Origin of the sequence: Planotetraspora phitsanulokensis (assembly GCF_016863295.1) — a bacterium.
GTDB lineage: Bacteria > Actinomycetota > Actinomycetes > Streptosporangiales > Streptosporangiaceae > Planotetraspora > Planotetraspora phitsanulokensis.
This window is the reverse complement of the sequence record NZ_BOOP01000006.1, coordinates 127,643-143,961: the sequence shown is the minus strand read 5'-3', so window position 1 is coordinate 143,961 and position 16,319 is coordinate 127,643. Positions and strand designations below refer to the sequence as shown.

General features: G+C 71.0%; 17 protein-coding genes and 1 riboswitch. Of the genes, 12 read left to right on the top strand and 5 right to left on the bottom strand.

Translation table 11 applies throughout. The features are described 5' to 3' along the window. The first annotated feature begins 286 nt into the window (after positions 1-286). The 6 genes from Pph01_RS09045 to Pph01_RS09020 all read left to right on the top strand — a co-directional run bounded on the left by Pph01_RS09045 (position 287) and on the right by Pph01_RS09020 (position 6,621). Entirely contained in the window at positions 287-790 is a 504-nt protein-coding gene (locus Pph01_RS09045) for an FHA domain-containing protein (RefSeq protein ID WP_203883930.1), read from the top strand. 19 nt (positions 791-809) lie between these two features. Further along, positions 810-1,466 carry a transcriptional regulator FtsR gene (gene ftsR, locus Pph01_RS09040; RefSeq protein WP_204072543.1) on the top strand — a complete coding sequence of 219 codons (657 nt, stop codon included), beginning with the start codon at positions 810-812 and terminating at the stop codon, positions 1,464-1,466. Between the two features lie 76 nt (positions 1,467-1,542). Beyond that, positions 1,543-2,013, top strand: coding sequence for a bifunctional nuclease family protein (locus Pph01_RS09035; RefSeq protein ID WP_204072542.1), 471 nt, complete (start codon positions 1,543-1,545; stop codon positions 2,011-2,013). Positions 2,014-2,156: 143 nt separating this feature from the next. Then, positions 2,157-2,774 carry a MerR family transcriptional regulator gene (locus tag Pph01_RS09030; RefSeq protein ID WP_203883933.1) on the top strand — a complete coding sequence of 206 codons (618 nt, stop codon included), beginning with the start codon at positions 2,157-2,159 and terminating at the stop codon, positions 2,772-2,774. Between the two features lie 74 nt (positions 2,775-2,848). Next, positions 2,849-2,939, top strand: a riboswitch (glycine riboswitch). 178 nt (positions 2,940-3,117) lie between these two features. Continuing rightward, positions 3,118-5,943, top strand: a complete 2,826-nt coding sequence (gene gcvP / locus Pph01_RS09025) for an aminomethyl-transferring glycine dehydrogenase (protein ID WP_204072541.1) — start codon at positions 3,118-3,120, stop codon at positions 5,941-5,943. 132 nt (positions 5,944-6,075) lie between these two features. Beyond that, complete coding sequence (locus Pph01_RS09020) at positions 6,076-6,621, top strand: hypothetical protein (RefSeq protein ID WP_204072540.1); 546 nt, start codon at positions 6,076-6,078, stop codon at positions 6,619-6,621. On the opposite strand, the gene Pph01_RS09015 is transcribed toward Pph01_RS09020, so the two are convergent. Next, positions 6,599-6,976 carry a hypothetical protein gene (locus Pph01_RS09015; protein WP_204072539.1) on the bottom strand — a complete coding sequence of 126 codons (378 nt, stop codon included), beginning with the start codon at positions 6,974-6,976 and terminating at the stop codon, positions 6,599-6,601. The two genes, Pph01_RS09020 and Pph01_RS09015, sit on opposite strands and share 23 nt — an antisense overlap. A gap of 92 nt (positions 6,977-7,068) precedes the next feature. On the opposite strand from Pph01_RS09015, the gene Pph01_RS09010 reads away from it, so the two are divergent. Continuing rightward, positions 7,069-7,665 (top strand): alpha/beta hydrolase family protein, encoded by a 597-nt coding sequence (locus Pph01_RS09010; RefSeq protein WP_204072538.1) that lies wholly within the window; start codon positions 7,069-7,071, stop codon positions 7,663-7,665. On the opposite strand, the gene Pph01_RS09005 is transcribed toward Pph01_RS09010, so the two are convergent. Together Pph01_RS09005 and Pph01_RS09000 are read right to left on the bottom strand one after the other, a co-directional pair. Continuing rightward, positions 7,652-7,852 carry a DUF5999 family protein gene (locus Pph01_RS09005; protein ID WP_204072537.1) on the bottom strand — a complete coding sequence of 67 codons (201 nt, stop codon included), beginning with the start codon at positions 7,850-7,852 and terminating at the stop codon, positions 7,652-7,654. The two genes, Pph01_RS09010 and Pph01_RS09005, sit on opposite strands and share 14 nt — an antisense overlap. Positions 7,853-8,233: 381 nt before the next feature. Continuing rightward, positions 8,234-8,800, bottom strand: coding sequence for a TetR/AcrR family transcriptional regulator C-terminal domain-containing protein (locus Pph01_RS09000; RefSeq protein ID WP_204072536.1), 567 nt, complete (start codon positions 8,798-8,800; stop codon positions 8,234-8,236). Between the two features lie 123 nt (positions 8,801-8,923). On the opposite strand from Pph01_RS09000, the gene Pph01_RS08995 reads away from it, so the two are divergent. Together Pph01_RS08995 and Pph01_RS08990 are read left to right on the top strand one after the other, a co-directional pair. After that, entirely contained in the window at positions 8,924-9,325 is a 402-nt protein-coding gene (locus Pph01_RS08995; RefSeq protein WP_204072535.1) for a hypothetical protein, read from the top strand. A gap of 111 nt (positions 9,326-9,436) precedes the next feature. Then, on the top strand, positions 9,437-10,201 hold the full coding sequence (locus Pph01_RS08990; protein WP_204072534.1) for a VOC family protein: 765 nt from the start codon (positions 9,437-9,439) through the stop codon (positions 10,199-10,201). Positions 10,202-10,279: 78 nt separating this feature from the next. On the opposite strand, the gene Pph01_RS08985 is transcribed toward Pph01_RS08990, so the two are convergent. Then, positions 10,280-11,614, bottom strand: a complete 1,335-nt coding sequence (locus Pph01_RS08985; RefSeq protein WP_204072533.1) for an RNA polymerase sigma factor — start codon at positions 11,612-11,614, stop codon at positions 10,280-10,282. Between the two features lie 148 nt (positions 11,615-11,762). Beyond that, complete coding sequence (locus Pph01_RS08980; RefSeq protein WP_204072555.1) at positions 11,763-12,869, bottom strand: AMP-binding protein; 1,107 nt, start codon at positions 12,867-12,869, stop codon at positions 11,763-11,765. Between the two features lie 129 nt (positions 12,870-12,998). Here Pph01_RS08980 and menB point away from each other — a divergent pair, with 129 nt between their 5' ends. The 3 genes from menB (at position 12,999) to Pph01_RS08965 (ending at position 16,310) form a co-directional block, all read left to right on the top strand. Further along, positions 12,999-13,829 (top strand): 1,4-dihydroxy-2-naphthoyl-CoA synthase, encoded by an 831-nt coding sequence (gene menB, locus Pph01_RS08975; protein WP_203883943.1) that lies wholly within the window; start codon positions 12,999-13,001, stop codon positions 13,827-13,829. A gap of 65 nt (positions 13,830-13,894) precedes the next feature. Beyond that, positions 13,895-15,559, top strand: a complete 1,665-nt coding sequence (gene menD / locus Pph01_RS08970; protein ID WP_204072532.1) for a 2-succinyl-5-enolpyruvyl-6-hydroxy-3-cyclohexene-1-carboxylic-acid synthase — start codon at positions 13,895-13,897, stop codon at positions 15,557-15,559. A 103-nt stretch (positions 15,560-15,662) separates the two neighbouring features. Beyond that, positions 15,663-16,310, top strand: a complete 648-nt coding sequence (locus tag Pph01_RS08965; protein ID WP_204072531.1) for a DedA family protein — start codon at positions 15,663-15,665, stop codon at positions 16,308-16,310. Positions 16,311-16,319: the final 9 nt, after the last annotated feature.

Here is a 16,319-nt window from a genome sequence, read left to right as displayed (position 1 = left end):
GGCGAGGCCGGTAAGCAGGGCGCCCCGAGCCCGCCGCGCCGGAGGCGCGGCAATCAGGCGCAGCACCCGCCTCGCCGGAGGCGAGGCCGGTAAGCAGGGCGCCCCGAGCATGCCGAGCCGGAGGCGAGGCAATCAAGCACGCGTGTGGCGGGATGGACCATGGACGGCTGGGGGCTGTAGCGTTGGGCAGTCCACGCCCAGCGACGCTTCTTGACCTTTGTCCCTGATCAGCGTAAGTTGCGGCATTCGCAGTCTGAGCAAGTCGTGAGAGAGGCCGAGCCGATCGATGCCCAGCGTCTACTGCACGCAGTGCGGTCATGCCAACCCCGAGGATGCCCGTTTCTGTTCACGATGCGGTTCGCCGCTGAGCGCTCCGGCGCCCGTCGCACCCGACACCACCTCGACGATCTCGCTTGACGCGATCGAGGCGGAGCTCGGGCAGACGCTGCTGCCGGACAGGGCGGCTCTCGAGCAGCTGCCACCGGGGACCGCGCTGCTGGTCGTGATGCGCGGGCCGAACGCCGGCAGCCGTTTTCTGCTCGACAGTGACCTCACTACGGCGGGTCGCCACCCGGAAAGCGACATCTTCCTGGACGATGTGACCGTGTCCAGGAGGCACGTGGAGTTCTACCGGCGTGGTGGGCAGTTCACCGTGCGTGATGTCGGAAGCCTGAACGGCACCTATGTCAACCGTGAGCGGATCGAGGAGTTCCCGCTCGCCGGAGGCGACGAGGTGCAGATCGGGAAGTTCCGGCTGGTGTTCCTCACACGTGGCCCTGGAGGACCGTGATCGGTGAGGAGGTGGAGTCATGAGCGCGCAGGCCGTAAGGGCGTTCATGAGCATCGGGGAGGTGCTCGCCCAGCTGCAGGGCGAATTCCCCGACGTCACGATCTCCAAGATCCGGTTCTTGGAAGGCGAGGGGCTCATCGAGCCCCAGCGGAGCCCCTCGGGCTACCGCAAGTTCACGCACAACGACGTGGAGCGCCTTCGTTACATCCTGACCGCGCAGCGTGACCACTATCTTCCGCTGCGCGTGATCAAGGATCACCTGGACGAGCAGGCCACCCGTCCCCGCGACGTGTCCTCCGAGGTCCCGGCCGTACGGTTGAGCAGGGAGGAACTGCTCGAGGCCGCCGGCATCGACGAGGACACGCTCGCCGAGATGGAGAGCTTCGGGCTGGTCGTGCCGGTCGCACGGCGCTATGACGCGGACGCCCTGGATGTGGCCAGGAACGTCGCCGAGCTGGCGCGTTTCGGCCTGCATCCCCGGCATCTGCGGGCCGTCAAGGCGGTCGTGGAGCGGGAGGCCGGCCTCGTGGAGCAGGCCGTCGCGCCGCTGCTGCGGCGCCGCGCGCCGGGGGCGATCGACCAGGCGGGAGAGACGGGCCGGGAGATCTCCGGACTTCTCCAGAAATTGCACAGTGCATTACTTCGTGGCAGTGTTCGCGGCGTTCTGGGACGGTGACCGGCTCATTCGCTCCGTCGCGGTGTTACGTTGAATGCCTGGTGATATGCCGCGACGCTTTGAGACGGAGTCGCCCGTGTTGCAGATGGAGGTCGTGGGGGTACGCGTTGAGATGCCCTCCAACCAGCCGATCGTTCTCCTGAAGGAGGCGAGCGGTGATCGGTATCTGCCGATCTGGATTGGCATGACCGAGGCGACCGCCATCGCGCTGGCGCAGGCGGAGGAACCGCCGCCCCGGCCGCTGACCCATGACCTGTTCAGGGACGTGCTGGAGGCGCTGGGGGTGCGGCTGCGCACCGTCAACATCGTCGCTCTCCGTGACGGGATCTTCTTCGCCGACCTGGTGTTCTCCAACGGCGTAGAGGTGAGCGCCCGGCCGTCGGACTCGATCGCGCTGGCCCTGCGGACCGGGGCGACGATCTACGCGAGCGAGGACGTGGTCCAAGAGGCGGGCGTCAGCATGCCGGACGACCAAGAGGACGAGGTGGAGAAGTTCCGCCAGTTCCTGGACAACATCACCCCGGAAGACTTCGGCCGTGCGGGTTGATTTCGGGATATTGCGCTTCACGACGCGCCGGACGGGGTCGTTGACTGAGGATGGCCCCGGTCCTACGGTGCAAGGGAAACCACGGTTGTAATTCACGAACCCCCAGATCAGACCGTGGGATGAGAGAAAGCCGGAGGTCCGCAGTGGCGGTCAGCAGCGGCGAGGGTAAGTCGGCCGGGCAACATGATCCGGTCCGGCAGGCGGCACGTGAGCGTGCCGGCGAGCAGGGTCTGCTGTTCGACGAGCAGCCGGCGGCTCTGCCCGAGGACGTCGGTTACCGCGGTCCCACGGCCTGCGCGGCGGCCGGCATCACCTACCGTCAGTTGGACTACTGGGCCCGCACCGAGCTGGTGCTGCCCACGATAAGAGCCGCTCAGGGCTCCGGGTCCCAGCGCCTGTACAGCTTCCGCGACATCCTCGTCCTGAAGGTGGTCAAGCGGCTGCTCGACACCGGCGTCTCCCTCCAGCAGATCCGCACGGCCGTGCAGCACCTGCGTGATCGCGGGGTGCGCGACCTGGCCCAGATCACGCTCATGAGCGACGGCGTCAGCGTCTACGAGTGCACCTCGGCCGACGAGGTGATCGACCTGCTCCAGGGAGGTCAGGGCGTCTTCGGCATCGCGCTGGGCCGGGTCTGGCGCGAGGTGGAGGGATCGCTCGCCGAGCTGCCGGGTGAGCGTGCCGAGAGCGCCTCCGATGCGGAGGGCGATCATCCGGCGGACGAGCTGGCCCGCCGCAGGAAGGCCCGCAAGACCGGCTGACGCGCGGGTCCGGGAACCCGGGCCACAGGGGCGTCACCGCCCATTCCGGTAGCCGGTAGAGTTGGTCTCGCTGATGACCTCGTGCGGGAGAGTCCCCTCTCACCAGGGGCGCCGAAGGAGCAACCTCCCCGGAATCTCTCAGGCAAGCGGTACCGCACGGACGAGGCGACTCTGAAAAGCAGGCGCACCCGCCAGGTGGGGCCTCACCGAAGGGGAAAGCCGGGCACGATCATCGCCCGGTGAAGCTCTCAGGTCCGATGACAGAGGGGGAGACCGCAAGACGACGGGCCGTGCCAGAAGACACGGCGCGCGCTGGTCTCGAACCGCCCAGGAGGCCCCTGTCATGACCGATCGGTCACCGCTCCGCGACCTTTCCGCCCCGCCCTTCGCGACCCGTCACATCGGCCCGTCCGACGCCGAACAGGCGCGGATGCTGCAGGCCGTCGGATACGAGTCCGTGGCCGACCTGGTGGCGATGGCCGTCCCGGGGGCCATCCGGACGACCTCCACGATGGCCCTGCCCGAGGCCGTGAACGAGCAGGAGGCCCTCGCCGAACTGCGCGCCCTCGCCGGCAGGAACCAGGTGCTCACCTCGATGATCGGCCTGGGCTACTACGACACGATCACTCCGGGTGTCATCCTCCGCAACGTGCTGGAGAACCCGGGCTGGTACACCGCGTACACCCCGTACCAGCCGGAGATCTCGCAGGGGCGGCTCGAGGCACTCCTCAACTTCCAGACCGTGGTGACCGACCTGACCGGCCTCGACGTCGCGGGCGCCTCCCTGCTCGACGAGGCCACGGCCGCCGCCGAGGCCATGACGCTGTCCCGCCGGGCGAGCAAGGTCAAGGCCGACGTGTTCGTGGTGGACGCCGAGGCGCTGCCCCAGACGAAGGCCGTGCTCGCGACCCGCGCCGAGCCGCTCGGGATCACGCTCGTCGAGTCGGACCTCACGGGCGACCTGCCCGAGTGTTTCGGGGTGCTCGTGCAGTACCCGGGCGCGACCGGCCGCGTCGCCGGGTTCCGCGAGCTGGCCGAGCGGGCCCACGCGCAGGGGGCCGAGGTGGTCGCCGCCGCCGACCTGCTCGCCCTGACCCTGCTGGCGTCGCCGGGCGAGCTGGGCGCCGACATCGCCGTGGGCTCCACCCAGCGGTTCGGCGTCCCGTTCGGCTTCGGCGGCCCGCACGCCGCCTACATGTCCGTCCGCGAGGGGCTGCAGCGACAGATGCCCGGCCGCCTCGTGGGCGTGTCCGTGGACGCCGACGGCCGGCCCGCGTACCGGCTGGCCCTGCAGACCCGTGAGCAGCACATCCGCCGCGAGAAGGCGACGAGCAACATCTGCACCGCCCAGGTCCTGCTCGCCGTCATGGCCTCGATGTACGCGGTCTACCACGGCCCGGACGGGCTGAGGCGGATCGCGCAGCGCGCCCACCGGCACGCGGCCGTCCTCGCCGCCGGCCTGCGGGACAACGGCGTCGAGGTGGTGCACGACGAGTTCTTCGACACCGTGCTGGCGAAGGTGCCGGGCCGGGCCGACGAGGTCGTCGCGGCCGCGGCCTCCGGGGGGATCAACCTCCGCCGGGTGGACGGCGACCACGTCGCCGTCGCGTGCGACGAGAAGACGACCACGGATCACCTGGCCGTGGTGTGGAAGGCCTTCGGCTGCGCGGGCGTCGTCGTGGACGACCTCGACCGGGCGACGGCTGACGCCCTGCCGGGCGACCTGGTCAGGACCTCCGAGTTCATGACCCACCCGGTCTTCCACTCCTACCGGTCGGAGACCGCGATGCTGCGCTACCTGCGCAGGCTCCAGGACAAGGACATCGCGCTCGACCGTTCGATGATCCCGCTGGGCTCCTGCACGATGAAGCTCAACGCGACCACCGAGATGGAGCCGATCACCTGGCCGGAGTTCGCCGGCATCCACCCCTTCACGCCGGACGCGCAGGCCGAGGGATACCTGGAGCTGATCGGGAACCTCGAGGGCTGGCTCGCGGAGATCACCGGCTACGCCCGGGTGTCGATCCAGCCGAACGCCGGCTCGCAGGGCGAGTTCGCCGGGCTGCTGGCGATCCGGTCCTACCACCGCTCCCGCGGGGACGTCGGCAGGAACGTCTGCCTCATCCCGTCGTCCGCCCACGGCACCAACGCCGCCAGCGCCGTCATGGCCGGCATGCGGGTCGTCGTGGTGGCGTGCGACGACGACGGCAACGTCGACCTGGACGACCTCTCCGCCAAGATCGACAAGCACCGTGACGCGCTGGCCGCGATCATGGTGACGTACCCCTCGACCCACGGGGTGTACGAGGAGACCATCGTCGAGATCTGCGAGCGGGTCCACGCGGCCGGCGGGCAGGTCTACGTCGACGGCGCGAACCTCAATGCGCTGGTCGGCCTGGCCAAGCTCGGCGAGTTCGGCTCGGACGTCTCCCACCTCAACCTGCACAAGACCTTCTGCATCCCGCACGGCGGCGGAGGCCCCGGCGTCGGCCCCGTGGCGGTCAAGGCCCACCTCGCGGACCACCTGCCCGCGCACGTCTCGGCCGCGCCGTACGGCTCGGCGGGCATCCTGCCGATCTCCTGGGCGTACGTCCGGATGATGGGCGGCGACGGGCTCAGGCAGGCCACGGAGCAGGCGATCCTGTCGGCCAACTACCTGGCCAGGCGGCTCGCGCCGCACTACCCGGTCCTCTACACCGGGCGCGACGGCCTGGTGGCGCACGAGTGCATCGTCGACCTGCGGCAGATCACCAAGGAGACCGGGGTCACCGTGGACGACGTGGCCAAGCGCCTGGTCGACTACGGCTTCCACGCGCCGACCATGTCCTTCCCGGTGGCGGGCACCCTGATGATCGAGCCGACGGAGAGCGAGGACCTCGCCGAGCTCGACCGGTTCGTCGACGCGATGATCGCGATCCGCGGCGAGATCGCCCGCGTCGCCTCCGGGGAGTTCGACAAGGTCGACAACCCGCTGCGCAACGCGCCCCACACGGCGGACTCGCTCGTCACCGGCGAGTGGTCGCACCCGTACGACAGGGCCGTGGCCGCCTACCCGGTGGCCTCGCTGCGTGAGAACAAGTACTGGTCGCCGGTCCGCCGGATCGACCAGGCGTACGGCGACCGCAACCTGGTCTGCTCGTGCCCCCCGCTCGAGGCGTACGAGGACTGAACCGCGGGAAGGAGGGGCGGGGAAACGGCAGGGTGGCGGACCAGTTGCGCATGTCCCTCCCGCGCCGAGGCACAGGTCGTTAAGATCTTGCTGATCGTTCCCCACCCCTCCTCATCCCTGTGAGGCCCCCTGATGACGGCCATCGACCCCGGGCGGCCGATCGAGCAGGCCCGCCGGCTAGCCGAGACCGGCGATCTCGAGTCCGCGGCGGCGATCTTCGCGGAGCTCGCCTCGGACGCCGACGGGCCCGATCAGGCCGACGCGGCCCAGGGTCTGTCGGTCGTCGCCGAGCGCATGGCGGCGGAGCTGCTGGCGGACGGTGAGCCGGAACAGGCGGCCGACGTCCTGCTCGAGGCGCTGTCCGTCACCGCCGTGACCGATGTGGCGCGCCTGCGGGTGCTGCTCGGCATCGCGCACCTGGAGATGGCCTGCGGGCAGTTCGCCGGGGCGGTCGAGGAGGGCCGCTGGGAGGACGGCGAGGCCGAGACGGGCGCACTCGCCATCGAACTGCTGGCCCGCACGCTGCCGCTGCGGGGCCGCGACGCCGACGCCGAGACGGTCTGGCGTTACGGTCTCGACCACCCCGACCAGATGGTCGCCGACCAGGTGCGGCTGCGGCTCAACCGCGACGTCCGGCCCGTGATGGGTGACGTCGTCAGCGATGCGACCGGCGGCTGAGCGCGTAGGCGACGTTGACGAAGACGATTCCGACCCAGGTGAGGAACAGGCCGGGGCCTCCCGCGTTGTCCGCCGCGATGGCGGTCAGGGGGATGCCGATGCCGAGTGATCCGAGAGCCACGGGGACGCTGGCGTCCTTGCCGCGGTGGTTGTCCTTGCCGATTCCGGCGGTCTGCCTGGCCACCTCCGACCGGACGCGTGCGGCGATCTCGACGTCGAGTTTGTCGAGGAACGAGTCGACCAGGGCGTCCTCGTAGTCCGGCCCCAGCTCTCGGCGCGTCGCGATGATGGCGTGCAGATCCTGCCGGGTGGTGTTGGACGTCGTCGTGGGCTGCTGCAAGGGATTGTCGGCCACGATCACATTGTGGCCGCAATGCGAGCCTCCCGCCATCCTCCCTCGGGCGGGTCCCTGATCCTGCGGAAGTCGGAGCCGGTACGGTCGCCTGCATGGACGTCGCCACACCGCACGGCCCGGCACGGGTCGAGATCGACGAGGCCGCCGACCCGCGGCTGCTGCTCGTGCTGACCCACGGCTCGGCCGGGGGAGTGGACGCGCCCGACCTGCTCGCCGTCCGGGACGCCGTGCTGGGCATCGGGGGGACCGTGGCCCGGGTGGTTCAGCCGTTCCGGCTCCGGGGCGCGCGGGCGCCGGGCTCCGCGCCCAAGCAGGACGAGGCGTGGATCAGCATCGTGGCGGGCCTGCGGGAGAGTCACCCGGGGTTGCCGCTCGTCCAGGGCGGACGGAGCAACGGGGCCCGGGTGGCCTGCCGTACGGCACTGGCTGTCGGGGCCCGGGCGGTGGTCGCGCTGGCGTTCCCCCTGCACCCGCCGGGCCGGCCCGAGCGTTCACGGGCCGAGGAGCTTCGGCGGGCGGGGACCGACGTACTGGTGGTCAACGGGGACCGGGACCCGTTCGGCATCCCCGACGCGGCCGACGCCACGCGCCTGGTGGTCCTGGCGGGAGAGGGTCACGATCTGAAGAGGGATCCCGCCCGCGTGGGCGAGGAGGTGGCCGGATGGCTGCTGGAGCTCAGGCGGCGTTGACGGCCATGTCGGTGGGGCGGTGCGGAGCGATCACGCCTCCGTCCGGCAGGAGCTCTCCGGTGTCCTCGAACAGCACGACACCGTTGCAGAGCAGGCTCCAGCCCTGCTCGGGGTGCGTCGCTATCGTGCGGGCGGCTTCTCGGTCCTTTGCGTCCGCGTTGGGACAGGCCGGGTCATGAGGGCACATCGCCGGGGCTCCGTGTCGTTATCGATCGCTCGTGGTCGTTCACCGGCGGACGGTGGTGGCCGTCACCGATGTCTTCCTTCCCTCTTTTGTACGGGGGGCGAGCCTTCGGGGTTGACGTATTTGTGGACTTCACCAGTTTGCTGGCCGGTCACATCGGCATGACATAGTCCGTTCGGGCGATATCGCCGGTCGGGTGGGGGGCCCGCGTGCGGCCTGAGTGGACTGGCCTCGCTGATGTGACTTGTAACACAAGGTTGCCCCATGGACGATAACGGTCCAACCTCGACACGCCGTCCGTCTGGTAACTGACTGATTACCATTTCTTTGGGTCGGCTGGGCTTTCTGCGTATTTAGTCGGTTTTCGGCGCTCCGACCTGCGGGTCACCTCGTGAGGCCGGCGATCAGGGCGTCGAGGCCGTGCTCGAACTCCCGCTCCCCGTCCGCGGTCCGGGCGTCTCGCACCGTCGCGTCGGGGTCGGCCCAGCCGGACTGCTGGACCTCCACCGCCACGCTGCCGAAGACGTAGGCGCGCAGTGCGCGCACGGCCTCGCCCGCGTCGCTCAGCCCGGCCTCCCGGAGCTGCTCGGCCTGCTCGGTGATCGCGACCAGCGCGGAGCCCTTGGGCGGCTTGGTCAGCGCGAGGGACAGCACGCCGGGATGCTCCAGCAGCGCCGTACGGCTCGCGCGTGCCCAGGCGCGGGCCCGGTCCTGCCAGCCGGTGAGGCCCTCCGGGGCGACCTGGACGGCGGTGACGTGCTCGGCCAGCACGTCCATCAGCGCCTCCTTGCCCCGGGGCAGGTGGTGGTAGATGGCCATCGCCTCGACCTGGAGGGCGTCGCCGAGCCTGCGCATGGTCAGTCTGCGCAGCCCCTGCCCGTCGGCGATGTGGAGCGCGGCGTCGATGATGCGTTCCAGGGACAGCGGGACGGGTGGTCTCTTGGCCGGCATGTCGATCATGCTGCCACAGGTGTCCTTACTTCGTAAAGGGCGGCGCACCCTGGTGTGCGAAGCCGCGTGAGAAGCGCGTACGCTACGGGCAGCGATGATTTGTTCGATCTGAAGGGGCTGACGATGGCGATTTTCCGTCGGCGGGCGAGCCGCGAGGCGGACCGTTACCACGCCGACCAGGAGCTCGGCGGCGACTTCGGCGCCCTGCTTGACAGGGCGAGGGAGGCTGAGCAGACGCTGCGGGCCAAGCGGGCCGAGGGCGTCTCCACGGAGGAGCTGCGGGCGGCGGGAATCGACTTCGACCGCGCCCTGACCGAGGCGCTCCTCGCGGCCGAGGCGGTGCAGCGCACCACGTTCGGCGAGAAGGCCTACGACGACCGCATCGCGCGGCGCAAGGCCAAGGCCACCCCCGACGGGGCGAAGTGGACCGCCGAGGTGAACCGGCTCCGCACGCTGCGCGAGGAGCACCGGCTGACCGGCATCGCGAGGGTTCCCCGGGCCTCCGCCGTCGCCCGTAAGGCGTAGGCGGCACCGAGGCGCAGGCCGGGGAGCCGTACCGGACTGTTCTAACCGGCCCTCGACGGCGGCGGCCTGAGTACGGTGGGCCCCGTCGCCGCACGTGTGGAGGGGCCGGCCATGTCCGAGACCGTCGCGTTCACGCCCGGGACTCCCTGCTGGGTGGATCTCGGCAGCCCCGACGTGGGCGCGGCGAAGGACTTCTACGCGGAACTCTTCGGGTGGGACTTCGCCGCCGTGCCCGGGCGGGGGGAGTACGCCGTGGCCCGTCTGCGGGGCACCCCGGTGGCCGGCGTCGGCCCTACTGCCGACGACGGGCCGCGCTGGTGGACGACCTTCGTGGCGGTGCGGGACGCGGATCTCACCGCGAAACTGGCCGTCGAGGCCGGAGGGCGCCTCACCGCGGGGCCGCTGGAGATCTCCGATCACGGCAGGAGCGCCTTCCTCGCCGATCCGGCGGGAGCCGCCCTGGCGGTGTGGCAGGCGAGAGGGTTCGCCGGCGCCGCGATCACCGGCGAGCCGGGGACGCTCTGCTGGAGCGAGCTCGCCGTACGCGACACCGATCAGGCCGCCGCGTTCTACGGCCGCCTGTTCGGGTGGCGCGGACACCGGCGGCCGTTCGCGGACGGCTCCAGCACCTACACGGACCTCGAGACGGACGGCAGGGCCGTCGCCGGCATGGTCGAGATGAACGAGGCGTGGCCGGAGGAGATCCCCGCCCACTGGATGGCGTACTTCGCCGTCGGCGACTGCGACGCGTCCTGCGCGAAGATCGCGGAGCTGGGCGGCGTGGTGTCCGTCCCGCCGTTCGACATCGGGGCGGGACGGGTGGCCGTCGTCGACGACCCCGGCGGAGCGGTGTTCTCGATCATCGCACCGGCCTGACGCCGATCCCGCCGGCGACGGCGCGGAGGTCCGGGTACGCCGGACGGGCTCGCGCCGGTCGGGCGCGAGCCCCGCGGGTCAGCTCGCCCAGTCGAGCAGCGGGCGGGCGTTGCTCGGGTGGCGGAGCTTGGAGAGCGACTCCTTCTCCAGCTGGCGGATCCGCTCCCGGGTGAGGCCCAGGTGCCTGCCGATCTCGTCCAGGGTGTGCGGCTTGCCGTCCGTCAGCCCGAAACGAAGACTCATGATCTTCGCCTCGCGCGGGGACAGGTTGCCCAGCACGCCCTTGAGCTGCTCGGCCAGCAGCTGGCGGTCGACGACCTCGGACGCCTCGGGGGAGTCCACGTCCTCGATCAGGTCGCCGATCCGGGTCTCGCCGTCCTCGCCGATCGTGGAGTCGAGGCTGATCGGCTGCCTGCTCGTGCGGAGCAGCTCCTCGATCTGGTCGGGCGTCTTGTCGAGCTCCACCGCCAGCTCCTCCGGGGTGGGCTCGCGGCCGAGACGCTGGTGCATGTCACGCTCGACCCGCGACAGCTTGGACAACATCTCCAGCACGTGGACGGGCAGGCGGATCGTCCGCGCGGAGTCGGCGAAGCCGCGCTGGATCGCCTGCCTGATCCACCACATGGCGTACGTGGAGAACTTGTAGCCCTTGGTGTAGTCGAACTTCTCCACGGCCCGGATCAGGCCGAGGTTCCCCTCCTGGACGACGTCGAGGAGGGACATGCCGCGGTCGGTGTACTTCTTGGCGACCGACACGACGAGGCGGAGGTTGGCCTCCAGCATGTGGTCCTTGGCGCGCTTGCCGTCGTCGATGACCCACTGGAGATCCTCGCGGACGCCCGGTGCGAGCTTCGCGCCGCTCTCCAGGGCGGTCTCGAGCTTGTACTCCGCGTAGAGCCCGGCCTCGATGCGCTTGGCCAGCTCGACCTCCTGCGCGGCGGTCAGCAGCGTGCGGCGGCCGATCGACTTCAGGTAGGTGTGCACCGAGTCGCCCATGACGGACGAGTTGTCGTCCAGGTCCATCGTCCCGGTGTGATCGGCGTCCTCGGGGGACCAGTCCTCGTCGTCGGACTGGTCGTCGGCCGGCTCGTCACCGGGCTTGGCCGTCTTCGCCGCGGAACGGCGGGTCGTGGCGGTCGCGGCGGCCCTGCGGGTCTTCCGCGCCGGGGTCTTCTTTCCTGCGCTCTGGGGAGGCACGGCGGTGTCGTCCTCCGAGGCCAGCTTCACGCCTGCCTCGGCGAGCTCGCTGAGGATCGAGCGGCCCTCGGTGGGGCTGACCCCGAACCGGGCAAACGCCTCGCGGAGTTCCGACAGGGAAAGGTGACCCTGCTCTCGCCCTTGGTCCAGAAGCCGGCCGAGGGTCGTCGGGGGCACCTCGCTGTCGGGCGCGGTCGCCACGGCAGTGCGGGGCATGAAGGCACCTCCTCCTTTACGGAGTTCTCATACGTGCGGTGGTCGGGTGGGTGGCGGCGGTACGGCGCGCGCACCAGTAGCAATAACGCCGGCGGCCGCAGTTTGTTCCCGGCGGCACGCGGGCAGCGGGCTCGCCCCGGCGGGCGGGCTATCGCCGGGACGGATCCCGGAGGGCGGTTAGATCGGGTTTGCCGTTGCTCAGAAGCGGGATGGCCGCCACAGTCTCCACGGCCCGCGGGGCGGCGTAGGCGGGCAGCCGCTCCCTGGTGAACGAACGTAGATCCTCGAGGGTGGCGTCGCCGACGACGACCGCCACGACGATCTCGCCCCATTCAGGGTCGGGCCGGCCGACGACGGCGACGTCCCGCACCCCGGGGTGGCCGGCGAGGACCTCCGCCACGACGCCCGCGACGACCTTCTGGCCGCCGGTGTTGATGACGTCGTCCGCCCGGCCGAGCACGGAGAGCCGGCCGTCGCCGACGACCCCGAGATCGGACGTGACGAACCACCTCCCGTCGAAGGGGGCGTCCTCGCGCAGGCGGTATCCGGAGAAGAGGACGGGCCCGGCGATCCTGACGCGGCCGTCGCCGCCGATTTCGAGATCTACTTTGTCAAGGGGGACGCCGTCGTACACGCATCCGCCGCTGGTCTCGCTCATGCCGTACGTCGTGACGATCCGGGCGCCCGCCCGGGTCGCCTCCGCGATCAGGCCGGGGGGAGCGGCCGCCCCGCCGAGGAGGATCGTGCGGAAGACGGAGACGTCGGCGCCCGTGTCCAGCAGCCGCCTGAGCTGGGTCGGCACGAGGGACACGTGGTCCGCTCCGCTCGCGGCGACGTCGCCGGGGGAGAAGCGCTCATGGATGATCGGCTCGGTCCCGCCGAGCAGCGACCTGATCAGCACCTGCATCCCCGAGATATGCGCCGGGGGAAGGCAGCACAACCAGCGCTCACCTTCGTGCGCGCCCAGCCGGGTGAGCGACGCCCGCGCGGACGCCGTGAGCGCCGAGGCCGTCAGCTCGACGCCTTTCGGCGTTCCGGTCGACCCCGATGTGGCGATGATCACAGTCGCGTCGGTGGGCACGCCGCCGGGCTCCCGCCGTACACCGTCGGGGGTGACGACGTGGGTGGGCCGCAAAGTGGCGAGGGCCGCCTCCAGCGCGGGTCGCGGCAGGTCGGGGGAGAGCGGCAACACGGCGGGGCCGTCCCCCGACAGAGCGTGCCGTACGGCGTCGAACAGGGCGGGTCCCGGTGGCATGAGCAGGGCGTGGACCGGTCGCTGTCCAAATGAGGTCGGCACGGCCGTAAGGTTAGTCCGGGTACGGGCGCGTCCGGTTCGGGGGCCGACACCTGACGGCCGCCGACATGAGACGACTGAGGAGCAAGCGTGGCCATCGGGCTCGACTGGAAGCGGTCCGGCGATTACGAGGACATCGTCTACGAGACGGTGGAGGGAATCGCGAAGATCACGATCAACCGGCCCGAGCGGCACAACGCGTTCCGCCCGACGACCCTCTTCGAACTCCGGGACGCCTTCAACGTGGCCCAGGAGGACCCGGAGGTCGGTGTGATCATCTTCACCGGCGCCGGCGACAAGGCGTTCTGCTCGGGCGGCGACCAGAAGATCCGCGGTGACGACGGCTACGTCGACGACAAGACCCACGGCATCGGCCGGCTCAACGTCCTCGACCTCCAGGTCCAGATCCGCCGCTGCCCCAAGCCGGTCATCGCGATGGTGGCGGGCTACGCGATCGGCGGCGGCCACGTCCTGCACGTCTGCTGCGACCTGACGATCGCCGCCGACAACGCCAAGTTCGGCCAGACGGGTCCCAAGGTCGGCTCGTTCGACGGAGGCTACGGCTCCTGGCTGCTCGCCGAGACGGTCGGGCTCAAGCGGGCCCGCGAGATCTGGTACCTCTGCCGCCAGTACGACGCGCAGACCGCCCTGCAGTGGGGACTGGTCAACGCCGTCGTGCCGCTCGAGCGGCTCGAGGAGGAGACCGTCCAGTGGGCGCGCGAACTGCTGGAGAAGTCCCCGCTCGCCCTGCGGATGCTCAAGGGCGCGCTCAACGCGGTGACCGACGGCGCCGCGGGCATGCAGCAGTTCGCCGGTGACGCCACGCTCCTGTACTACATGAGCGAGGAGGCCCAAGAGGGCCGCGACGCCTTCAAGGAGAAGCGCACCCCCGACTTCTCGAAGTTCCCCCGCCGCCCGTAGATGGGGACCGCCGACCCGTCCCGGGAGGGACGCCGAGCCGACAGGCCGATCGCGGGGCCGCGGCCGTGAACCCCGCCACCGCGCTCGCCACCGTGCTGGCAGACGAACTCGTCCGCTGCGGCGTGACCGACGTCGTCCTCGCGCCGGGATCGCGCTCGGCGCCGCTCGCGCTGGCCGTCCACGAGGAGTCCCGTCTCCGGCTCCACGTGCGCATCGATGAGAGGTCGGCCGCGTTCCTCGCGCTCGGCCTGGCGAAGCGGTCGGAGCGGCCGGTGGCGGTGATCTGCACGTCGGGCACGGCGGCGGCGAACTTCCACCCGGCCGTCATCGAGGCCTCCGAGTCGGGCGTGCCGCTGCTCGTGCTGACCGCCGACCGACCGGCCGAGTTGCGGGGCACCGGCGCCAACCAGACCATCGACCAGGTCAAGCTGTACGGCTCGGCCGTGCGCTGGTACGCCGAGATCGGCGTGCCCGAGGACCGGCCCGGACAGGTGGCCTACTGGCGGTCGCTCGCCGGACGGGCCTACCAGCGGGCGCTGGGTCCGTCGGACCCGGGTCCGGTCCACCTGAACGTGGCGTTCAGGGAGCCGCTGATCCCGGACGGCGACACCACCTGGTGCGAGTCGCTCGACGGCGACGCCGGAGGGGCGTGGATCAGGGCCAGGGTCGCGCCGCCCGGGTCCGCCCTGCACATCCCGCCGACCCGCAGGGGAGTGCTCGTCGTGGGCGACGGCGCACCCGGCGTGCGGCGCTACGTCGCGGCGGCGGGCATGGCCGGCTGGCCGGTCCTGTCCGAGCCCAACGGCGGCGGCAGGTACGGCGACCACGCCGTCTCCGCGTATCACTTCCTGCTGTCCGACCCGGAGTTCGCGCGGGCACACCGTCCCGACGTGGTGGTGACCCTCGGGCGTCCGGGCCTGTCCCGGCCGCTGATGTCGTGGCTCCGGCGCGCCGACGAGCACATCGTCGTCGCCGGCGACCTCACCCGCTGGCCCGACCCCACCCGGTCGGCCACGCAGGTGGCCCAGGCCGTGGAGATCCCCATCGCGGCGGGCGACGACTCGTGGCTGCGCTCCTGGCGCGAGGCCGACCACGTGGCGAGGGAGGCGATCGACGGCGTGCTCGGCTCCGCGGGCCTGACCGAGCCGCGCCTCGCCCGCGACCTCGCCGGGCTGCTCCCCAACGGCTCGCTGCTGTTCTGTGGGTCGTCGACGCCGATCAGGGAGCTCGACCAGACCATGCGGCCCCGCCGGGGACTGCGCCTGATGGCCAACCGGGGGGCCTCGGGGATCGACGGCCTCGTGTCCACGGCGATGGGCGCCGCGCTCGCCCACAACGGCCCGGCGTACGCGCTGATCGGCGACCTGACGTTGCTGCACGACCAGAACGGGCTGGTGCTCGGCCCGCGTGAGCCGCGGCCCGACCTGTGCCTGGTGGTCGTGAACAACGACGGCGGGGGGATCTTCTCGCTGCTGCCCCAGGCGGCTCTCGAGGGCCCGTTCGAGCGGGTCTTCGGCACGCCGCACGGGGTCGACCTCGGCTACGTCGCGGCGGCCAGTGGCGTGCCGCACACGCTGGTGGAGGACATCGACGACCTGCCCAGGGCGATCAAGGGAGACGGCCTCCGGATGGTCGAGGTGCGCACCGACCGCGCCGAGAACGCGGCCGTCCACATCGCGATGCGCGACGCCGTACGGGAGGCGATGCGGGCCCGGCGGGAGACGACCTAGAACTCGTCCTCGTGGCCGAGCTCCTTTGATACTCGAGGTGGATGCGCCGTCCTGGGCGCTTCGGCATGATGTACCTGATTCGCCCGGCCAGAAGTGGAGTGACATGCACGTCGTCGACGAGTGGTTGCAGACCATTCCCTCCGTCTGGGTCTACGTGCTCGTGAGCTTGGTGGTCGGGCTCGAGAGTCTCGGGATCCCCCTTCCCGGAGAGATCGTGCTGGTGAGCGCCGCGCTGTTGGCGGCCCAGGGCGTCGTCCATCCGCTGATCGTCGGGATCTGCGCCAGCGCGGGTGCGATCGTGGGGGACTCCATCGGCTACTTCATCGGGCGCAAGGGCGGGCAGCCGCTGTTCGACCGGCTCGGCCGGCGTTTCCCCAAACATTTCGGGCCGGCGCACATCGCCAAGGCGGAGCAGGTCTTCCACCGGTGGGGCATGTGGGCGGTGTTCTTCGGCCGGTTCGTCGCCCTGCTGCGCATCCTCGCCGGCCCGCTCGCCGGGGCGCTGCGCATGCCGTACTGGCGTTTCGTCATCGCGAACGTCCTGGGCGGCGTCGTGTGGGCCGGGGGCACCACGGCGGGCGTCTACTACCTGGGCGTGGTGGCCGACAAGTGGATGAAGAACTTCTCCTGGGCCGGCCTGGGCGTCGCGGTGGTCTTCGGCATCGCGACCACGATGTGGATCAAGCGCAGGGCGGCCAAGTCGGTGGCCGCGGAGGAGGAGCAGGCCGCGGCCGAGGCCGTCGGCGCCTGACCTCGTGCC

What these genes read in the sequence shown, in the direction of transcription:
- Pph01_RS08995 (WP_204072535.1), top strand. Translation starts at nt 8,924, where the DNA reads ATGGCGATTTTCCGTCGGCGGGCGAGCCGCGAGGCGGACCGTTACCAC.
- Pph01_RS08985 (WP_204072533.1), bottom strand. Translation starts at nt 11,614, where the DNA reads ATGCCCCGCACTGCCGTGGCGACCGCGCCCGACAGCGAGGTGCCCCCG.
- Pph01_RS08990 (WP_204072534.1), top strand. Translation starts at nt 9,437, where the DNA reads ATGTCCGAGACCGTCGCGTTCACGCCCGGGACTCCCTGCTGGGTGGAT.
- Pph01_RS08980 (WP_204072555.1), bottom strand. Translation starts at nt 12,869, where the DNA reads ATGCCACCGGGACCCGCCCTGTTCGACGCCGTACGGCACGCTCTGTCG.
- Pph01_RS09020 (WP_204072540.1), top strand. Translation starts at nt 6,076, where the DNA reads ATGACGGCCATCGACCCCGGGCGGCCGATCGAGCAGGCCCGCCGGCTA.
- Pph01_RS09005 (WP_204072537.1), bottom strand. Translation starts at nt 7,852, where the DNA reads ATGTGCCCTCATGACCCGGCCTGTCCCAACGCGGACGCAAAGGACCGA.
- Pph01_RS09000 (WP_204072536.1), bottom strand. Translation starts at nt 8,800, where the DNA reads ATGCCGGCCAAGAGACCACCCGTCCCGCTGTCCCTGGAACGCATCATC.
- Pph01_RS08965 (WP_204072531.1), top strand. Translation starts at nt 15,663, where the DNA reads ATGCACGTCGTCGACGAGTGGTTGCAGACCATTCCCTCCGTCTGGGTC.
- Pph01_RS09045 (WP_203883930.1), top strand. Translation starts at nt 287, where the DNA reads ATGCCCAGCGTCTACTGCACGCAGTGCGGTCATGCCAACCCCGAGGAT.
- gcvP (WP_204072541.1), top strand. Translation starts at nt 3,118, where the DNA reads ATGACCGATCGGTCACCGCTCCGCGACCTTTCCGCCCCGCCCTTCGCG.
- Pph01_RS09010 (WP_204072538.1), top strand. Translation starts at nt 7,069, where the DNA reads ATGGACGTCGCCACACCGCACGGCCCGGCACGGGTCGAGATCGACGAG.
- ftsR (WP_204072543.1), top strand. Translation starts at nt 810, where the DNA reads ATGAGCGCGCAGGCCGTAAGGGCGTTCATGAGCATCGGGGAGGTGCTC.